Source organism: Tissierella pigra, from assembly GCF_018917845.1.
GTDB lineage: Bacteria > Bacillota > Clostridia > Tissierellales > Tissierellaceae > Tissierella > Tissierella pigra.
In genome coordinates, this window is record NZ_JAHLPJ010000001.1 from 225061 (window position 1) to 242938 (window position 17878).

The window sequence follows — 17878 nt, forward strand, 5'->3', positions numbered from 1 at the left end:
TATGAAGAAATTTAAGTTAAACTTACAAAGACACGCAATACCTAACCCTGATTTAATCGAGCAAAAGAAAAATGATATAAAGCAAAGATTAAATCAAGCGTTGAAAGAAGGAAATGAAAATGATTTCGCACAAGCTTTCACAGAGTTCGCAGATGATTTACAACAATCAGTTATCCAGGAAGCACAAAGTATCGTTGCTAACGTAGATAGACAAGTACTAGCAACTAGAGGGGTAAGACAACTTACATCAGAAGAAAATAACTATTATCAAAAAGTTATAGAAGCTATGAAGTCAGCTGACCCTAAGCAAGCGTTAACAACATTAGATGTAGTTTTACCAACTACTACAATTGATGCAGTATTTGAAGATTTAACAGTTAATCATCCTTTATTAAGTGCTATTGATTTTCAAAATGCTGGGGCTGTAACAGAATGGTTACTTAACTCTAATCCTAGACAATTAGCTTCATGGTCTCCACTTTGTGCTGAAATAGTAAAAGAACTTACATCAGGATTTAGAAAGATAGATTTACAACAAAATAAGCTTTCTGCATTTATTCCTGTTTGTAAAGCTATGTTGGATTTAGGCCCTGTATGGTTAGATAGATATGTTAGAACTATCTTAGCAGAAGCTTTAGCACTAGGTTTAGAAGATGGAATTTTGAGTGGTAGAGGACAAACCCTGAATCTACATGAGCCTATAGGTATGAGAAAGAATTTGGCTGGTTCAGTTGACCCTAACACTGGTTATCCTGATAAGTCCAAGGTAGCATTAAATGCACTTGATCCTATAACTTATGGAAACTTGTTAGCTACTTTATCAGAGACAGAAAACGGGAACCCTAGAATAGTTAATGATGTAATATTAGTAGTTAATCCAAAAGATTATTTAACTAAGATAATGCCTGCAACAACTCCAAGGGCAACAGATGGAACGTATACAAGAGATGTATTCCCGTTCCCAACTACTGTTATTCAATCTGTAGTAATGGCAGAAGGTGAAGCTATATTGGGTATTGGAAATAGATATTTGATGGCAGCAGGAACTGGAAAATCAGGTAAGATAGAGTATTCAGATGAATACAGATTCCTAGAGGATGAAAGGGTTTATCTAACTAAGTTTTATGGACATGGCCAACCTAAGGACAATAATTCTTTTATCTTACTAGATGTTACTAATCTAAAACCTACAGTAATGGAAGTTAAAGTTACAAATATAGATGAATTCCCAGTAGCTTAGGAGGTTAGAGAATGAAGGTAAGAGTATTAAAAACATTTAGAGATAAAGATACTAATATCCTTCACAGAAAAGGTAAAGGAATAGAAATTACTAAAAAGAGGTATGAGGAAATAAACTCAACCTCTTTTGGTATTTTAGTGGAGGAAATAGTAGAAAAGAAATCTACTAAAAAGTAGGTGATTGTATGTTACAAGAAGTAAAAGATTATTTAAAAATAACATGGAACAGTGAGGACGTTTATCTTCAAAATGTAATCAATAGAGGAAAAGAATATCTAAAAGATTTAACAGGCACAGATATAGACTTTGAAAATGAGGGACAGCCTAAGTCTCTCTTATTAGATTATTGCAGATATTATTACAATTCAGCTATAGAGTATTTTGAAGATAACTTTCAAAAGCAAATCGTAAGACTACAATATAAAGAAGCTATAAGGGTATCAAAGGAAGTGGTCGAAGATGAAGGATAAAAGAATGGCAATGAAGGATGTAAATAAAGTCTTTGATGCGTATGTTACCTTTCAAAAGAAAAAGAAACAAGAAGGCCCAATCCCCAACCTAGGGGATTATGAAGATTATATATCCTTGTGGGCAGAAAGTAGATTTCTTAGAGGTAAAAACTTTTATGCTGCTAGGGCTGCAAATGTAAAAACAGACGTAGAATTTATTATTAGATATAGAACAGATTTGGATGAAAAAATGAGAATTAAATTTGATAATAAATTCTATGAGATTGAAGGTATATTACCTTTAGATAATACTAGATCATATTTATTAGTTAAAGCTTATGAAATTAAGCATGATATGTAGGTGATACTATGTCATTTAAAATAGAACATAAAGAAAATGATGCAGATTCTTTTGATGTATTTCTATCGGGGATATTAGAAGATAGCGAAGAAGCAGAAAAGAAGATGTTGCAAGAAGCTGGGGAGCAAGTAAAAGAATATGTTATTGCAAACCTCAATAAACATAGGAGGGTATTAGCTAAAAGGTATTATGGTCGCCCAGCTATGGCTGATGATGTGAAAGTTTCTATAGTGACGAATAAACAAGGATTTAAAGTTGCTAGAGTGTATGGTGGGAAAAAAACAGGTACATTATGGCACTTGGTAAACGATGGAAACTTACACAGTATAGGAATACATTTTATGGATGGAGCATTAGCAAGAATGGATGGAACTATAGATAAATTATGGGATGAAATAATGAGGTGATAGGATGATACAAAAAGTATTCGATATATTAAAACCTCTGAATATACCAATTAAATATATATTAAGACCAGATATAAGTGGTAGCAAAATAGGTATAAGCTACCATTTTTTTAATGAGAGTCCTACCCTATATGGAGAAGGTATGGCAATAAAAACAGGTGGAGTACTACAAGTAGATGTATTTTCTACTATAGACTTTACAAGTGTAGTAAATCAGGTAAAGGAATTAATGAAAGCTAATAAATTCAGATTAGCTGATAGTAAAGATAGTGATGATAGCATGAGCAACATTAAATACTATCACAAGATATTAATATTTAATTATTCGGAAGAGGAGGTAATGAATAGTGGAAGTTAAAATAAATGTTCAAAATGTTCATTTGGCAGAAATAACGGAATCACCTGAGGGAGCAATTACTTTTGGGACTCCTGAACACGTAGTAGGAGCTATGGAGTTTGGAAGAGTTCCACAATTGGCAAAAGGGCAGTTATATGGAGATGGGAAAATCACACATTCAACTTCAAGGAAAATAGCCTATCAAATAACCGCAAACTTAAACAAGCTACCTACAAAATGGAGAAGATATATGGAAGGTGTGCAAGTAAACAATGGTGTCGAAAGTGGTACATCTAAAGATGATCCAAAACCTTTCGCAATAGGATGGGAAGTAGAAAAAACCGGTGATCACAAAGAAATAATATGGTTCCTCTATTGTTTGGCTGAACCAATTCAACAGTCTGATAAGCAATCAGAAGATAATATAAATTATTCAACCGATAGTGTGACTATTACAGCATTAGAAGATGATTACCTAGGAAGATTCTATACTTTTATAGATTCAGAGGATGAAGAAGTAACCTCTGAAATGGTAGAAAACTTCTTCAAGAAAGTACAAACTACAGATGCGATAACAGCAGCTTAAAATTTCATATACCCCTTTCTTTCAATATACTGTATAATATTGGTAAAAGGGAGGGGAATACATGGAGAAGAACATTAAAACAAGTGATAAGGTATTTAAACTACTTGTTAGGATATTTATGGTACTAATAGTAATATCATTAATCTTATTTGGTGTTAACAAATACTTAGATAAACAAGAAAAAAAGCAATTAGAACAACAAGCTATAAAAAGTATACCAATTATAGAAGAGAGAATTAGCAAAATAATCGACGATAACACAGATATTTATGATATTAAAACACATTTTGAGTATGATGGTATTAATTTTATCGAATTATATGTCATGGACACTTGGTTTAATTCGACTGACATTCAAAAGAAAAGATTCGCTAATGATGTGAGAGATAATATCAAAGCTATATTGTTTGAAGAAGGATTTATAAAAGCTGACGATAGGGTAGGCATATATGTATATAGCGTAGATGGTATAAGTTTAGCAGAAGATGGAATAGGTGGAGAAATTAAATTAAAGGATTAGCACTCATTAAAGTGAGTGCTTTTTTTATTTATAAAAAAATAACGAGGTGATTTAATGGCAAGAGTATCAATTAAACCTATAGAGCCGTTGGAAATGGAATTTACAGACGGGACAGTTAAAGAAGCTTTGTTTAATAACGAGGCTTTTATTATTTATACAGAAGAATTTGGTAAATTAGATGTAAAAAAATTAGAAGAATTAAAAGATAAGCCTTATGATTTAATTTCAAGGTTTCTGTACTGTGGAATGAAAGTAGTAGACAAGTCTATAACATTAGATGAAGCTAGGTCAATTACAATCGGTGGTGGTGAACCATTGGCAACAGAAATATTAAATTCTGTAATAGATAATTTTATGGCAGTAGCTGATGAAGATTCAAAAAAAAAGTTCCTGAAGGAAGTGGAGAAGTTCAACAATGCTCTGCTATAGATAATGAATTTTGGGAAACTCTTCATTTTGCATATTGTATTAAATTAGGCAGAAGTGAAGAAGAGTTTTTTAGAAATAGCACAAGCAAGACAATTAGAATATTAGAAATAAATGCAAATGGAATAAAGAGAAAACCTCAAATAACTTACGTTAGCTCAATGAGGGACTTTCTAAAGTAAGGTGGTGATAAATTGGCATCATTTAAAGGATATTCAAGAAAAATAAAGTTGGAATTTGATTACGACCAGGTAAAAGAAGGAATACCAAATGTAAAAAAACAGATGGCAGTACTTAATGCCGAATTTAAAAGGTCTAGTGCTGAGGCAGAGGCAAGTGGAAAAGAGATTGATAAACTAGGCACTAGATACGATTATCTTGGCAATAAATTAAAGATACAAGAAAAAGAAGTAGAAAACTATAAAAAGAAGCTTGAAGATGCAACTAATGCTAAAGGTAATAATACTAAAGCTATAGAAAATAATACAGCTAGTTTACAAATTGCAGAAGCTAAACTAGCACAAACAAGAGCAGAACTAGACAAGGTTAGTCAGGAATTAGAAAAACAAAAAACAATATTAGGTAAAACTTCAGAAGAATGGAAAGATTTAAGTGAGAAAACTACTGAAATAGGTAAGAGCATGACGTTAAAGCTTACCACTCCAATTGTAGCAGCAGCTGGTGCAAGTTTTAAATTGGGAGCAGACTTTGAACAAGCTCTAGGTAAAATGGATGTAGTATTTGAAAATAATGCAAGGAATGTAGAGAAATGGGCGCAAAATTCTCTTAGGGATTTTGGACTTGCTAGAAGTACAGCAATTACAATGGCTGGTGACTTTGGAGCGTTATTCAAGGGAATGGGCATCAACATGCAAAAGACAGAAGAGTGGTCAAAGACATTAACTGAAAGGACAATGGATTTATCAAATTTCTACGATACTACTGTAGAAGAGACAACTAGAGCATTAAACGCAATAGTAACGGGGCAAACAGAGCCTTTAAGAAGATTTGGTATTAACATGACCCAGGCAACATTAGCAGAATATGCAAGGCAAAAAGGTATTAGAAAATCAATTCAGGATATGACAGAAGCTGAAAAAGTACAGCTTAGATACAATTTTGTAATAGAAAGAACTAATATAGCCGTTGGTACTACTGCAAGAGAATCTGATACCGCAACAGGACAATTAAATAGATTTAAAGAAGGGGTAAAGGAATTAGGAGAAGGTTTTTCTCAACATATATTACCTATGTTTGTTCCTGTAATAGATGGGTTAAACAATACAATAGAAAAGATTGCTGGATTAAGTGATGGAACAAAGAAGTTTATAGTTGTAGTAGGGGGGATTGTGGCAGCAGTTGGCCCTGTATTATTAGTGCTAGGAAAGGTCTTTGGAACAATAAGAGACATCAGTGAGGGTATGCAAGTTGCCAAAAGAGGAGTAGAGGCAGTAAGTAAAGTTGGTGGATTATTCAAAGGTGCTTTAGATAATACCCAATTTTTCGGTTTCTTGAAATGGGCTTTAATTATCGGAGGTATAGTAGCATTAATAGCTTTTTTAATAAATCAGCTAAATGTATTGCTTGGCAAAGGTAAAGAAGCAAATCAAGCATTAAATAACTTAGGAGATATTGCAGGAAATGTAACGGGCACAGCTAATAGAGGAAGGAATATAGCTTATCAATATATAGATGGAAGTCACAGAGATGGACTTGATTACGTTAAGAGGGATGGGTATATAGCTGAACTTCACGAAGGAGAAAGAGTATTGACCAAAGAAGAAAATCAAAGATATTCGCAAGGTGGTGGAGATACCTACATTCTCCAAGTAAATATGGATGAAGTAGATGAGGTATACAAACTAGTAGAAGTATTTAAAGACTTCAAGTCAACAAGAAGGGCAGGTGTCATATAAATGGCTAGACATACTATACAAATACCTATTACGAAAAGTAGCAATGATGATTTGAATATCTATATATATGAAAAAGAGGACACATATACTGGAAAGTTGTTGGATTATGAAAAATTAATTGTGGGGACAACGACTAATAAGTTATATTGTGCAAAGCCTTCAACATCACCAAATGCACCTCTATATGGAATGGGATTGGCATGGAATGGAGACTTGATTCCAAAAGACAAAAAGATAATAAGTGCAAGGTTATATTTATACTCACTGAAAGGGCATAGTAGAGATATTCGCCTTAGATATACCCCCTTTACTGAAGGAGGAAGAATACCTACTTACAATCCATTCAGAAGAATCAGTGGTGGAATGGCTACTGGATGGGATTATATTAATATTAGTCCTTTGTCGGATAATTCTGTTGTCATATATGCAGAATTACAATTTTCAGAGGAGATAGATAGGCAAAGAGAATTAGCTTATTACTATGGAGAGGTTTGGGAAATTTACTCGCATAGAAATGCTAACTATAAGCCTTATTTAGAAATAGTTTATGATGATATTCCTCCTGAACCACCAACATCACTTTACCCAGAGACAATAACCTTAAATCCTCGGGACACAATCAAGTTTTCTTGGCTACACAATAGTAAAGAAAATTTACAACAAAAAGGATTCACATTACAATACTCAACAAATGGTGGAAGTACATGGACTACTATAAGTAGAACAACTTCAAATCAATACTATGATATGCCATCTAATACATTACCTACAACTGGTACTGTATTGTGGAGAGTAAAAACTCTAGACAGCAATGATTCGGAGTCTGAATATTCGACAGCTAGTTTTACATTAGGGATAGTACCCCAAAAGGCTCCTATACCTATTTCTCCGATAAGTCAATATTTAGATGAAAACAAACCTATTCGATTTGAGTGGAGCTTCACAGGTGGATCGGCTACAGAAATTCAATCTAAATTCGACCTTCAATATAGTACAAATGGTGGAAATACGTGGATAACCAAAACAGTAACTACTCCAAATACATTTTACGAATTGCCTGAAAAGACATTTAGTGGGGGGAATGTTACTTGGAGAGTAAGAACCTATAACAACTGGAATGAGGTATCTCCTTGGAGTGAGAACAAATCCTTTACAGTGATAGGAAGTCCTCCAATACCTTTAATATCGAGTGTGAGTAATTCAGCTAGACCTATAGTGACATGGCAATCCACTAATCAACATCTTTATGAATTACAGATACTAAGAGATAATAAAATTATATTTGAAACTGGAACTATACCTAGTACAAGTGATAGAAACTTTAAACTTCCTATATATTTAGAAGATGGGAACTATCTTGTAAAACTTAGGATAGCAAATGAATATAATCTTTATTCAGCATGGGCAGAAAAAAGCTTCATAATCTCTACAGTAAAGCCTACCAAGCCTATTATGAGTGTTTATAGTAGTGACTATAGTGTTACTATTAAGACATTAAATACAAGCCTAAAAACCCTCGTTTATCGTGACAATATTTTAATAGGCGAGGTAATTAATAATAATTTTGCAGACTACACAGGAGAGAATAACAAAGAATATCAATACTTTATCAGAATAATAGATTCTAATGATAATTTCTCCGATAGTGATATTAAGTTAGCGAAATGCAAATTCAGTGGCAATACTTTAGCTTTAGTAAGTAAGCCTAGCGAATTTGTAAAATTAAAAAATGGATTAAATGCCAATCCTAAGAAAACGAATAGTTTTGGAGTTGTGGGAGATCTAGTCTATTATGATGGAAGAAAACTTCCTGTTGTAAATTATACAGAATTCAATAGCATATCAAAAACTCTATCATTCTATGTTAAGACTAGAAATGAGATTGATAAAATAATTGATATGATAAATGAGAGGGAAACTTTCCTATACAGGAATAATGACGGAACAAATATCTATGGAAGTATATTAAGTATAGATTATGATGATAATGAAACTTTTCGTGGTTATGAAATAGGATTTACTATCACTAAAACAGATTACAAAGGTGTTCAATATGATTAAGTTAGAAAAAGATATAATACATCAGCTACACAGCGACAGAGAGGTATCTTTTAGATATGACTTATTAAACTATAACGAAACTAAAATAGGTGAATTAACTTCCCTAGGTGGTAGTCTAGGATTAAACTCCTTGTCCCAAATGAAAAGAAAGGGTAGATTCAGTTTTAGAGAAGATGAACTGAAGGATATAGACTGGTTGAATGATAAAGTTCAGCCAGTTTTTATTTTAAATAATCAATATGAATTTAAACTAGGTGTATTTATGATTTCATCACCTACAAGAACACTAAAAAATAAAGAAATATTCAGAGAAGTAGAATGTTTTGATACTTCTTTAGTTTTATTAGAAGATAAATTCGATACCAGGTATAGGGTTATCAAAGGCACTAATTATATCACGGCCATAGAGCAAATTATAAGTTCGGCGGGGATATGGAAGATTAATATACCTTTCATAAACGCAAAGATAAAAACTGATAGAGAATTTGAGATAGGGACAAGCAAACTTGAAGCAGTAAATTATCTTTTAGATGAAATAAATTATACAAGTATATGGGTAGATGAACTAGGTAATTTTACAGCTAATCCTTATATACTACCTAATGACCGCATAGTCGAATACAGCTATAAAAATGATGATATGAGTATTATTCTTCCTGATTCATCAGTAGAAGAAATAGACTTGTTTTCAGTACCTAACAAATGGGTTGTGGTTGCTACTAATCCTGAAACTGATCCCTTAGTATCAAGATTCACGAATGAAAATGGTGGAAGTCCCACCAGTACTGTAAACAGGAGAAGAATTATTGTAGATTTTAGAGAGGTAGACGATATAGCAAGTCAATCAATCTTAGATGAATATGTGAGAAGGATTGCTTATGAAGCTTCAAATGTGTATGGAAAGTTTATATTTGATACAGCTATAATGCCACATCATTCATACATGGATGCTCTTTATTGCGAACATACTGACTTAGGTATTAAAAATAAGTATATAGAAACTTCATGGGAAATGGATCTAAAGGCAAATGGTAAGATGAGACATAATGCTAGGCATGTAATTCAACTCTAATTAATACAAGGATGGTGATTCAGTTGTGATAACAGCAGAAGAATTTGTACAAGAAATAGACGATAAGGAAGAAAATAAAAATTATAAGCTAGGCATAGTTGTAGATTTGTTTGAAAATGCAACTGCAAAGATTCAGTTTGATGGAGAAGATACTCCTTCAGAAAAACAATATGCCTATTTAGATTCATATATTCCCAAAAAAGATGACAGAATTTTACTTGGTGCAATGGGGGGAACTTATGTAATTTTAGGGAAAGTAAATTATAATGTATCTCCATCTACAGAGGAAGAAATAGACAGATATTTATTTGATTTAAAGAAAGTAATCATGCAGAAAGGATTAAATATTACTGATGGACTAGAAACTGACACCTTAACAGTTAACAATGGTGCTACTATAAATGGAGAAGTTACAGCTACTAAGTTTTCCTCGACAGGTGCCATAACTGGTACTAGGGTTGATGTAGCAGGTGAAGTTAAAGGAAACTCTTTAAATATTGCTAATTCTGTTAAAGTAAATGGATTGACTTCAAACGGAACGCTTTACGCAGAAAGCACCTTTCTGCACAGAGGTTCTCATTTAAGTTTTTTTGGCAAAAGTTCTGTAGCATCAAGACAAACAGTTTTTAGGTCATCGGGCACACCTACACCTGAGAACTTACAACTTAAAATAAATGAACTAATATCCGCATTAGAAATGTACGGATTAATTGGATAGGAGGTGGCTAATATTGCAGATAAAAGAATTTGATATTATTTTAGATATTAAGAAATATAAAAAAATAGAAGAAATAGAAGTAGTGCAAGGTGATTTAGATACCAATCAACTAAATATAACAATCTATGATGGGCTTAATCTATATTCGTTAGAAAACTTAAATATAGAAATTGCTTTTGCTAAATCAGATGGAACTACTGTATTACAAAGTAGTCAAGATGAAGATAATCCGATTATTATAGAAGGAGATAAAATAATATGTACCCTAAAGACGAATACTATAGCAAGTCCAGGTAAAGTCTTAGCAGAAGTAAGATTATTAGAAGATACTAGATTACTGACATCTACTAGATTTGAATTGTATGTAAGAAAAGCTATCGTAAATGATGAAACTATAGAATCTACTAATGAGTTTCCTATACTAAATAAACTTATAAATGATGTAGGGGACATAATAGAAGCAGTCCCTGTTATAGAAGGTAAGTTAGATGAAATAACCAATACTGAATCTGAACTAAACCAATCAATCTCAGAAGGAAATACCTTAAAAGGAGATTTAGATAGTTCGATTCAAGAAGGAAATATCTTAAAAGCAGGCTTAGACAATTCGATAGCAGAGGGAAACATAGTAAAGGGAGAACTTGATGACATTATAGCAGGTACTGACTTCGAGCAAGTGCTAATGAGATTGAATGACAAAGCTGATAAGACAGAATTAGAAAACCTTGCAGGAGAAGGAAGGACAACTGAAACCGTCAAAGATAATGCAGATAGAATTGGCATTTTAAACGGAAAGGTGAGTCCTGAAACCCCGTTAAACACTATATCGCAGAATTTAAGTGGTGCTGTAAATGAAGTAAAAAGTGATTTAACGACGCATGAGGCAAAAAAGGCGACGGATATAGCAAGGCCTCATGGCTTAGGTAGAATCGCCAGCCAAGAATATGAAGAAGGAACATGGAATCCAGTTTGGGGTACAGCAACATTTACATTAAGTTATGCAAGATATATTAGGCAAGGAAATATGGTACATTGTTGGTTGGCGCTACAAGTGACAAACAAAGGAGATGCAGTACAGACAATAACAGGTCTACCATTTGTGCCAAAACATCCATACACTGTTGGAACTATAGGACAGTACGGAAATATAGCATTTAATGCTGGTGAAATTTTATACGCAAGAGCATTTAAATCAAGTGCGGCTTTGCAGATATTAAAAACAAGACCAAATCAGGAAGTTACCGTAGTGAGTAATGCTGATTTAAAGGATAATAGCTACATTGGCATCTATGTAGCATATGAAATATAAGGGGAGATAAAAAGTGATAGAAAAAATAACATTAGACATGCTAACACAAGATAGCGTCAGCGTTAAAAAACAACAGTATGTAGTTCAAGAAGGCAAAGAATATGCCATAGGAGATATTTGGAGAAGAGCATATGTCAACTCTTTGCAAGGAAGACAGCAAATACAAGAAGAAGTTACGGAGCCTTACAAATCAGTAGTATTACTAATGTGGGGTGACAATCCTACAATAGTAGAGGAAATCAATTGACGAACATAAGGTTCATTATGCGACATAGATAATTAGAAATATATGTATTAACGTATTGAAGTACGTACAAATGTTTGGTATAATAGACATAAGAAAAGGACCTCACTCGATCAAAAGTAAAAGGCCCTTTTCAAATACACGACCCCACAAAGGAGATCAATTTAATTATACCAAATTTAATACTTCAATGCAATAACTTATTATGCATGATCTCTTATGCGAGGGCATAGGAGGAGTAAGGAATGAAAGGTCAAGAAGTTGCTATTAAGATTATCAGTAAGCTAGATGAGTTATATGGTGATGTATTCGACCAGGCAGTTGTTAGACAGGCTATAGAAGAAGTCCTCTATGACTATACTGTAGAAGACAAAGAAACATCTTTGGCAGTTATAGACAACATAGGAGATATGGCACTTCTTTATTTAGCTACTAGAAAAACAGAAGGGTTAGCGAAGTCAACCTTACAGAGTTATGGAAGAACTATAGGAAGATTTGCAAGACATATTAGAAAGAATGTAGAAGATATAACGGCAATGGATATAAGGATGTATATAGCACAAAGAAGTAAAGAGAATTTAAAAAACACTACATTGGCCAATGATACAGATATTTTAAGAGGATTTTTTAATTTTCTTGAAGATGAAGAATATATTAATAAAAGTCCAATGAGAAAAATAAAAACTCCTAAAGTTGAAAAAAGGCTTAGGGAAGCTTTGACTAAAGAACAGTTTGAAACTCTACGAACTGGTGCCAAAACATTAAGACAAAAAGCATTATTGGAAACTTTATACTCTACAGGATGCAGATTAGAGGAAGTAGAACAGATGAAGAAACATCATATAGACTGGCAAAGGCTCCAGGTAAGAGTTGTAGGTAAAGGCAATAAAGAAAGAGTAGTATATATAAATGCTACTTGCCAAGTACATTTAAGAAAATATCTAATGAGTAGATTAGATGAAAGTGAAGCAGTATTTGTTACTGAAAGAAAGCCTATAAAATTTATGGGTAAAAGAGCTATTCAAAGAGAAATAAATATGATAGCCCAACAATCAGGAATAGATATAAATATTTATCCTCATCTTATTAGGCATACCTTTGCTACTCATATGTTAAATTCAGGTATGAGCTTAAATATTCTTCAACAAATACTAGGTCATGATGACCCTTCTACAACTCTTGTATATGCAGAATTAGATAATCAGACAGTTGAAAGTGAATATAGGAAGTATAGTTAGAGGGCTTAGGCTCTCTTTTTTATGCAAAAATATCTTTTCAGGAGGTAAGGTATGGATGAAAAAATTTGTGAAATGAGACATCAGAGATTAGATGAAAAAATAGAAGTACATGACAAAAGGATAAACAATCATTCTGAAAGACTAGATGTAATCGAAAGAGTAAATGGAAGATTAGAGGAAAGATTAGATGGATTAATTAAGCAGTTATCAGTATTGAACTCTACAATGAAATGGTTCATGGGGTTGTTGTTAGGAGGAATTGTTTCCTTCTTTTTTTATGCGATTCAACAAGGAATATTAAAATAGAAAGGGGATTTAATAATGGAATATGGAGGAATAGCAATAATACCTTTATTGATAGGTATATTAGAGATGTTTAAAAAAGTAGGTTTAAACGAAAGATATATACCTGTAGTATCAGTAGTACTTGGAGTAGCAATAGGAATAGGATTATTTGGAAATGGGGACATGAAAACTGGATTAGTACAAGGTATATTCATAGGATTATCGGCGGTAGGACTATACTCAGGAACTAAAAACACATTAGAAAGATAAGGAGACGATTTTGTAATGAAAGTATTTTTAGATCCAGGGCATGGAGGAAAAGATCCAGGAGCATTAGGTAATGGATTAAGAGAAAAAGATATAGCATTATCAGTAACATTAAAAGTAGGAGAAATACTAAAAAGACATAATATAGAAGTGATATATTCAAGGACCACAGATGTATTCTTAGAACTATCAGAACGTACCAATTTAGCAAATAAAGCTAATGCAGATATATTTGTATCTATACATTGTAATGCTGCTGAAAACATAAATGCTAAAGGTGTAGAGACATTTAGCTATCCTAATAGCACTAAAGGTACTGCTTTAGCAAAATGTATCCAGGATAGTATAATTCAAAGTAAAGTTTATACATCAGACAGAGGAATAAAAACAGCTAATTTTGCAGTATTAAGACAAAGTAATATGCCAAGTGCTTTAGTAGAATTAGCTTTTATTACTAATGTTGATGATGGTAAAATCTTAAAAGATAGACAAGATGAATTAGCCTTAGCAGTAGCAAAAGGGATTCTCAATTACTTAGGAATTAAATATATTGAGAAAACTAAAGAACTAGATTGTAGTCCATGGGCAGTAGAAGCTATGGAATGGGGAATGAAAAATAATCTTACTGATGGAACTAATCCCAAAGAACCTATTTCATTAGAAAGATTTATTACAATATTATATAGATATGGCAAGGCTCTAGAGTAAATCTAGGGTCTTTTTTTATTTTTTGCAGAAACGTCCATTCGCTTAATTTTGACCGATTTATTGACGTACAGAGGATAGGAAATATACATAATAATAGAATAGGTGTCTTACATATATAAAACATCTATACAGAGGGATTAAAGGCTTAGAAGTAAGTTTTATGTAATAGAAGGATTTTTAAAAGATTTATAGAATTATATATTGAGGTGATTCTATGAAAGAGAAGATAATAGAGAATAAAAAGTATATAATAGCAATAATTATAGCATTTACGATAGGATATGCTGTAGGAATATTGATTACATATAATAGTCTTTCTAATTTATTAAAGAAATATAATTTAGAATTTATATTATAAGTAATTTAAGACTAGATTAATTCTAGTCTTTTTTATTTTTATTTGAAATATTTTTATAATAATTTACAATAAATCGACTAGGAATAGTGTTTTCAATGGTTGTGGCATTAAAAATAATTTCAAATAATTTATAAATAAGTGTTGACTATTGGTGTCCAATGGTATATAATATAATTAAGAAAAGGAAATAAAAATAAAAAAACGAGGAGGTAGCAGAATGAAAAAGATGTTTATAGAAGCTCATAAAATGACAAGAGAAATGGTAGAAAAATACGGAGTAGACTACCAAGCACAATTCGGATTAAGTTTAAGCTACCTCCTAGAAATGGAGGAAAAGGAAATGTTAAAAGAATTAACAGGAACACCAAAACAAATAGCTTGGGCAAACGACATCAGAAAAGACCTTATAGAAAAATTTGAAAAGTTAGAAGTAGCAGATAGGGGAGTATATATAGACATGAATACGAAACTTTCTCCAAATGCTAGAATATCATTATCAGACACAAACATTGCCATCACCCCGGAAATTGTGACAGAAATGAAAAACTATATGCTAGAAACAAAAACAGATGCAAAATGGTATATAGAAACTAGAAGTGAAGTTATACTTCCAATCATCAAGAAACTATACATTGACGAAATGATTAGAAACAGATTTGCTGAAACCGGCGAAAAAGTGCAAATTATAAAATAGAGGGAGAGATTAAGATGATTTGGAATAAAAACATAGACCAAATACAAACAAATTTATTCACGTACTACTATTATCATGAGGATGAGAAAATTCATTTAGATATAAAGACACTAGATGAACACAAAGATGAATCATATCTAGGAATGATATGTGAATCTCAGGATGATGATTGGGAGGCTAAAATAGAAAATTTCATCAGAGAATATGAAGCTGATGAAAGAAATGCTAAAATTGCTAAAAGCCTAAATACAGAGACTAGAATAGCAAAAATAAGCATAAACAAAAAAGGAGGTACAGCTTCTAGAGAGGCAGTAGGATATAGACTGATATTGCCTAATGCATGGATGAATAAATTAGGAATAACGGAAGAAAGTAGAGAAGTTATTTTATCATTTGATGGAGAAAAAATAACAATAGAAAAGGACCATTAAGGTCCTATTTCTTTTAATAAAATTTAATTATCTTTTTCTTATCATAATCAAACTCAATACCTCTGTTAAAGGGTAATCCGTTTTTTCTCCAATACTCATATTCTCCATCTTCAAAATTGATTATTATTCTTTTTTCTCCTGACATAATATAGATTCTGTATTCATTATAATCGTATACATCTCCAGTCATCTTTTATTCCTCCTTTGAAATATTTAGCCAAAAATTAGCCAATTTGAAATCGACTTGGTTAAACTATAAAAAACTATCTTAGACACACAATGTTGCAATATAGCCATTTTAAGACTATTAAAAACTATAAAAACCACTCTTTTAGTTCCATCAGGTCTCAAGTAGTACACAATAAAATAATATTTAAGATATTACATGATGAAGATACACTGGAATTTTTATCAGAGGAAGAAAGAAAATTTGTGAAGAATCATATACCTGTTACTGGACTATTTAAGGGAGATAATAAGGTCTATAATGAAGTCTTGAACAATAAAGATAAATATATAATGAAACCTTTAGATTTAAATGCTTCCCAAGGCGTATATGCAGGCAGAGATTTAACACAAGATGAGTGGAAGAAAAGACTAGATGACTCCTTTAATAAAGATTATTTATATCAAGAATTCTTTACACCTTTCACTAGAGAACATATTTTATTTGAAGATAATGAGATAAAAGTAGAGGAGTTTAGATCTATAGTTGGACTTTTTATGTATAAGGAAAAATTTGCAGGTATTTATACTAGAATAGGAAAAAATAATATAATATCTGGACTTACAGACTATTATACATTACCAAATATATTGGTGAAATAGGAAAGAAATCTTATTATATTGTTTTTTCAGTATAAAGGGTTACTTTTATAAAAAATAAGGTTTAAATTGATTATTAAATTTAATTGTGATATTATTTTCATATATTTGAAAACTAAATAAAAATTATTCACTGGGAGTGCTAGAAAGGCTAGCTGAGAAAAAGACCCTATAAAGTCTTTAATCCCTTAACCTGATCTGGGTAATACTAGCGTAGGGAAGTGTAAAGATTTAGCATTTATTTATATGTTTAATTCAGCGCAAGTCCTACATGGATTTGTGCTTTTTTTGTTTTCTATAAGGAGGTGATATCGTGAATTTGAGAAAGCTAACCCTATCTTCTTTACTAATAGGAATTGGAGTGGTAAGTTCCAATATTATTTATATTCCTTTAGGAATCGCAAAGGTATTTCCTGTACAACATGTGATAAACGTAATAATGGCAGTATTATTTGGACCTTGGTATGGAATTGCAGTTGCTTTTCTTATTTCATTAATAAGAAATCTATTAGGTACTGGTTCCTTACTAGCATTTCCTGGTAGTATGATTGGGGCATTTTTAGCTGGAATATTGTATAGAAACACTAATAAGTCAATCTATGCCATTATAGGTGAAGTAGTTGGAACTGGTATAATTGGTGCAGTAGTTTCTTACTCTATAGCCAAGTACTTTTTGGGAAAAGAGAGTACATTAATATTTTTTGTAGGTCCATTTATTCTAAGTTCTTTAGTTGGCGGAATTAGTGGATATTTTTTACTGAAATTGATTGCCAAAACCAATGTTTTGAAGGTTTATATTACTAATATAGATGATTTGAAATGAAAAGCCATTAACAAATATAGGAATTATGCTTTAATTTTTTTTAAAGTTAAATAATAAAAAGACAGAGGATTTTCTCTGTCTTTTTGATTAATTTAAAATTAGCTTATATTAATATTTAATAAATTTTGAACCAGCTACATTACAAATACTACATTTTTCTGGTACGAATTTTTCAATGTTTCCACAAACAGGACATAGATAGTAGAAAACTTCTTCTTCGCTGTCTAGATTATCTAAAGCTTCTTGATATAATTTTGCATGAACTCTTTCAGCTTCCATGGCATAAGTAAATGTTTGTACTGCTGCTTTATTACCTTCAGCTTCAGCAATTTCTACAAAAGGTGGATACATAGTTTCAAATTCAAAAGTTTCACCATTTACTCCATCTTCAAGGTTTTCAGCAGTTGTTCCAACATTACCTGCTACTTTGAAATGTCTAAGAGCATGAATAGTTTCAGCATCAGCTGCTGCCTTAAATAATTTTGCAGCATTTATTTTTCCTTCTGATTCAGCTTTTTCTGAATACGCTAAGTACTTTCTATTTGCTTGAGATTCTCCAGCAAATGCTTCCATAAGATTTTTAATAGTTTTGTTGTTTTCCATT

At 32.0% G+C, this 17878-nt stretch carries 26 protein-coding genes and 1 riboswitch; of the genes, 24 read left to right on the top strand and 2 right to left on the bottom strand.

All coding sequences use genetic code 11. The features are described from left to right. Position 1 precedes the first annotated feature (1 nt). From KQI41_RS01185 to KQI41_RS01290, 22 genes are all read left to right on the top strand, one after another. Complete coding sequence (locus KQI41_RS01185; protein ID WP_216584645.1) at positions 2-1240, top strand: phage major capsid protein; 1239 nt, start codon at positions 2-4, stop codon at positions 1238-1240. Positions 1241-1251: 11 nt separating this feature from the next. Further along, positions 1252-1416 (top strand): hypothetical protein, encoded by a 165-nt coding sequence (locus KQI41_RS01190; RefSeq protein WP_216584646.1) that lies wholly within the window; start codon positions 1252-1254, stop codon positions 1414-1416. A gap of 8 nt (positions 1417-1424) precedes the next feature. After that, entirely contained in the window at positions 1425-1709 is a 285-nt protein-coding gene (locus tag KQI41_RS01195) for a head-tail connector protein (RefSeq protein ID WP_216584647.1), read from the top strand. Continuing rightward, the gene (locus tag KQI41_RS01200; RefSeq protein WP_216584648.1) at positions 1699-2049 is read left to right on the top strand and encodes a phage head closure protein; all 351 of its coding nucleotides are present in this window, start codon (positions 1699-1701) and stop codon (positions 2047-2049) included. Before KQI41_RS01195 ends, KQI41_RS01200 begins: the two co-directional genes overlap by 11 nt. Positions 2050-2057: 8 nt before the next feature. Continuing rightward, complete coding sequence (locus KQI41_RS01205; protein ID WP_216584649.1) at positions 2058-2456, top strand: HK97 gp10 family phage protein; 399 nt, start codon at positions 2058-2060, stop codon at positions 2454-2456. Between the two features lie 4 nt (positions 2457-2460). Continuing rightward, the gene (locus KQI41_RS01210; RefSeq protein ID WP_216584650.1) at positions 2461-2814 is read left to right on the top strand and encodes a hypothetical protein; all 354 of its coding nucleotides are present in this window, start codon (positions 2461-2463) and stop codon (positions 2812-2814) included. Further along, the gene (locus KQI41_RS01215; protein WP_216584651.1) at positions 2804-3379 is read left to right on the top strand and encodes a major tail protein; all 576 of its coding nucleotides are present in this window, start codon (positions 2804-2806) and stop codon (positions 3377-3379) included. Before KQI41_RS01210 ends, KQI41_RS01215 begins: the two co-directional genes overlap by 11 nt. A gap of 61 nt (positions 3380-3440) precedes the next feature. After that, positions 3441-3899, top strand: coding sequence for a hypothetical protein (locus KQI41_RS01220; protein WP_216584652.1), 459 nt, complete (start codon positions 3441-3443; stop codon positions 3897-3899). Between the two features lie 54 nt (positions 3900-3953). Beyond that, positions 3954-4328: a hypothetical protein gene (locus tag KQI41_RS01225; protein WP_216584653.1), complete on the top strand. Its 375-nt coding sequence runs from the start codon at positions 3954-3956 to the stop codon at positions 4326-4328. Between the two features lie 191 nt (positions 4329-4519). Beyond that, positions 4520-6241, top strand: a complete 1722-nt coding sequence (locus KQI41_RS01230) for a hypothetical protein (protein WP_216584654.1) — start codon at positions 4520-4522, stop codon at positions 6239-6241. Then, positions 6242-8302: a glycoside hydrolase family 78 protein gene (locus KQI41_RS01235; protein ID WP_216584655.1), complete on the top strand. Its 2061-nt coding sequence runs from the start codon at positions 6242-6244 to the stop codon at positions 8300-8302. It begins immediately after the preceding gene. Next, entirely contained in the window at positions 8295-9374 is a 1080-nt protein-coding gene (locus tag KQI41_RS01240) for a hypothetical protein (protein ID WP_216584656.1), read from the top strand. The genes KQI41_RS01235 and KQI41_RS01240 overlap by 8 nt, the downstream gene beginning before the upstream one ends. Positions 9375-9399: 25 nt before the next feature. Next, the gene (locus KQI41_RS01245; RefSeq protein ID WP_216584657.1) at positions 9400-10092 is read left to right on the top strand and encodes a hypothetical protein; all 693 of its coding nucleotides are present in this window, start codon (positions 9400-9402) and stop codon (positions 10090-10092) included. Between the two features lie 13 nt (positions 10093-10105). Then, entirely contained in the window at positions 10106-11401 is a 1296-nt protein-coding gene (locus KQI41_RS01250) for a BppU family phage baseplate upper protein (RefSeq protein ID WP_216584658.1), read from the top strand. 13 nt (positions 11402-11414) lie between these two features. Further along, positions 11415-11648 (top strand): hypothetical protein, encoded by a 234-nt coding sequence (locus KQI41_RS01255; RefSeq protein ID WP_216584659.1) that lies wholly within the window; start codon positions 11415-11417, stop codon positions 11646-11648. A gap of 242 nt (positions 11649-11890) precedes the next feature. Beyond that, positions 11891-12883: a site-specific tyrosine recombinase/integron integrase gene (gene xerA / locus KQI41_RS01260; RefSeq protein ID WP_216584660.1), complete on the top strand. Its 993-nt coding sequence runs from the start codon at positions 11891-11893 to the stop codon at positions 12881-12883. Positions 12884-12934: 51 nt separating this feature from the next. Continuing rightward, positions 12935-13189, top strand: coding sequence for a hemolysin XhlA family protein (locus KQI41_RS01265; protein ID WP_216584661.1), 255 nt, complete (start codon positions 12935-12937; stop codon positions 13187-13189). Positions 13190-13204: 15 nt separating this feature from the next. Beyond that, the gene (locus KQI41_RS01270; protein ID WP_216584662.1) at positions 13205-13438 is read left to right on the top strand and encodes a phage holin family protein; all 234 of its coding nucleotides are present in this window, start codon (positions 13205-13207) and stop codon (positions 13436-13438) included. 15 nt (positions 13439-13453) lie between these two features. Further along, on the top strand, positions 13454-14143 hold the full coding sequence (locus KQI41_RS01275; protein ID WP_216584663.1) for an N-acetylmuramoyl-L-alanine amidase family protein: 690 nt from the start codon (positions 13454-13456) through the stop codon (positions 14141-14143). A 214-nt stretch (positions 14144-14357) separates the two neighbouring features. After that, the gene (locus KQI41_RS01280; protein ID WP_216584664.1) at positions 14358-14501 is read left to right on the top strand and encodes a hypothetical protein; all 144 of its coding nucleotides are present in this window, start codon (positions 14358-14360) and stop codon (positions 14499-14501) included. Positions 14502-14718: 217 nt separating this feature from the next. Further along, a complete protein-coding gene (locus KQI41_RS01285; RefSeq protein WP_216584665.1) occupies positions 14719-15195 on the top strand; it encodes a hypothetical protein in 477 nt (158 codons plus the stop codon). Between the two features lie 14 nt (positions 15196-15209). Further along, the gene (locus tag KQI41_RS01290) at positions 15210-15626 is read left to right on the top strand and encodes a hypothetical protein (RefSeq protein ID WP_216584666.1); all 417 of its coding nucleotides are present in this window, start codon (positions 15210-15212) and stop codon (positions 15624-15626) included. Positions 15627-15639: 13 nt separating this feature from the next. Here KQI41_RS01290 and KQI41_RS01295 read toward each other — a convergent pair whose 3' ends face one another. Continuing rightward, positions 15640-15816 (bottom strand): hypothetical protein, encoded by a 177-nt coding sequence (locus tag KQI41_RS01295; protein ID WP_216584667.1) that lies wholly within the window; start codon positions 15814-15816, stop codon positions 15640-15642. Between the two features lie 242 nt (positions 15817-16058). Between KQI41_RS01295 and KQI41_RS01300 the strand changes: the two genes are divergently transcribed. Then, the gene (locus tag KQI41_RS01300; RefSeq protein ID WP_216584668.1) at positions 16059-16454 is read left to right on the top strand and encodes a hypothetical protein; all 396 of its coding nucleotides are present in this window, start codon (positions 16059-16061) and stop codon (positions 16452-16454) included. Between the two features lie 122 nt (positions 16455-16576). Then, a riboswitch (TPP riboswitch) is annotated at positions 16577-16688 on the top strand. Between the two features lie 76 nt (positions 16689-16764). Then, entirely contained in the window at positions 16765-17274 is a 510-nt protein-coding gene (gene thiW, locus KQI41_RS01305; RefSeq protein ID WP_216584669.1) for an energy coupling factor transporter S component ThiW, read from the top strand. 108 nt (positions 17275-17382) lie between these two features. On the opposite strand, the gene KQI41_RS01310 is transcribed toward thiW, so the two are convergent. Further along, complete coding sequence (locus KQI41_RS01310) at positions 17383-17877, bottom strand: rubrerythrin family protein (protein ID WP_154441496.1); 495 nt, start codon at positions 17875-17877, stop codon at positions 17383-17385. Position 17878: the final 1 nt, after the last annotated feature.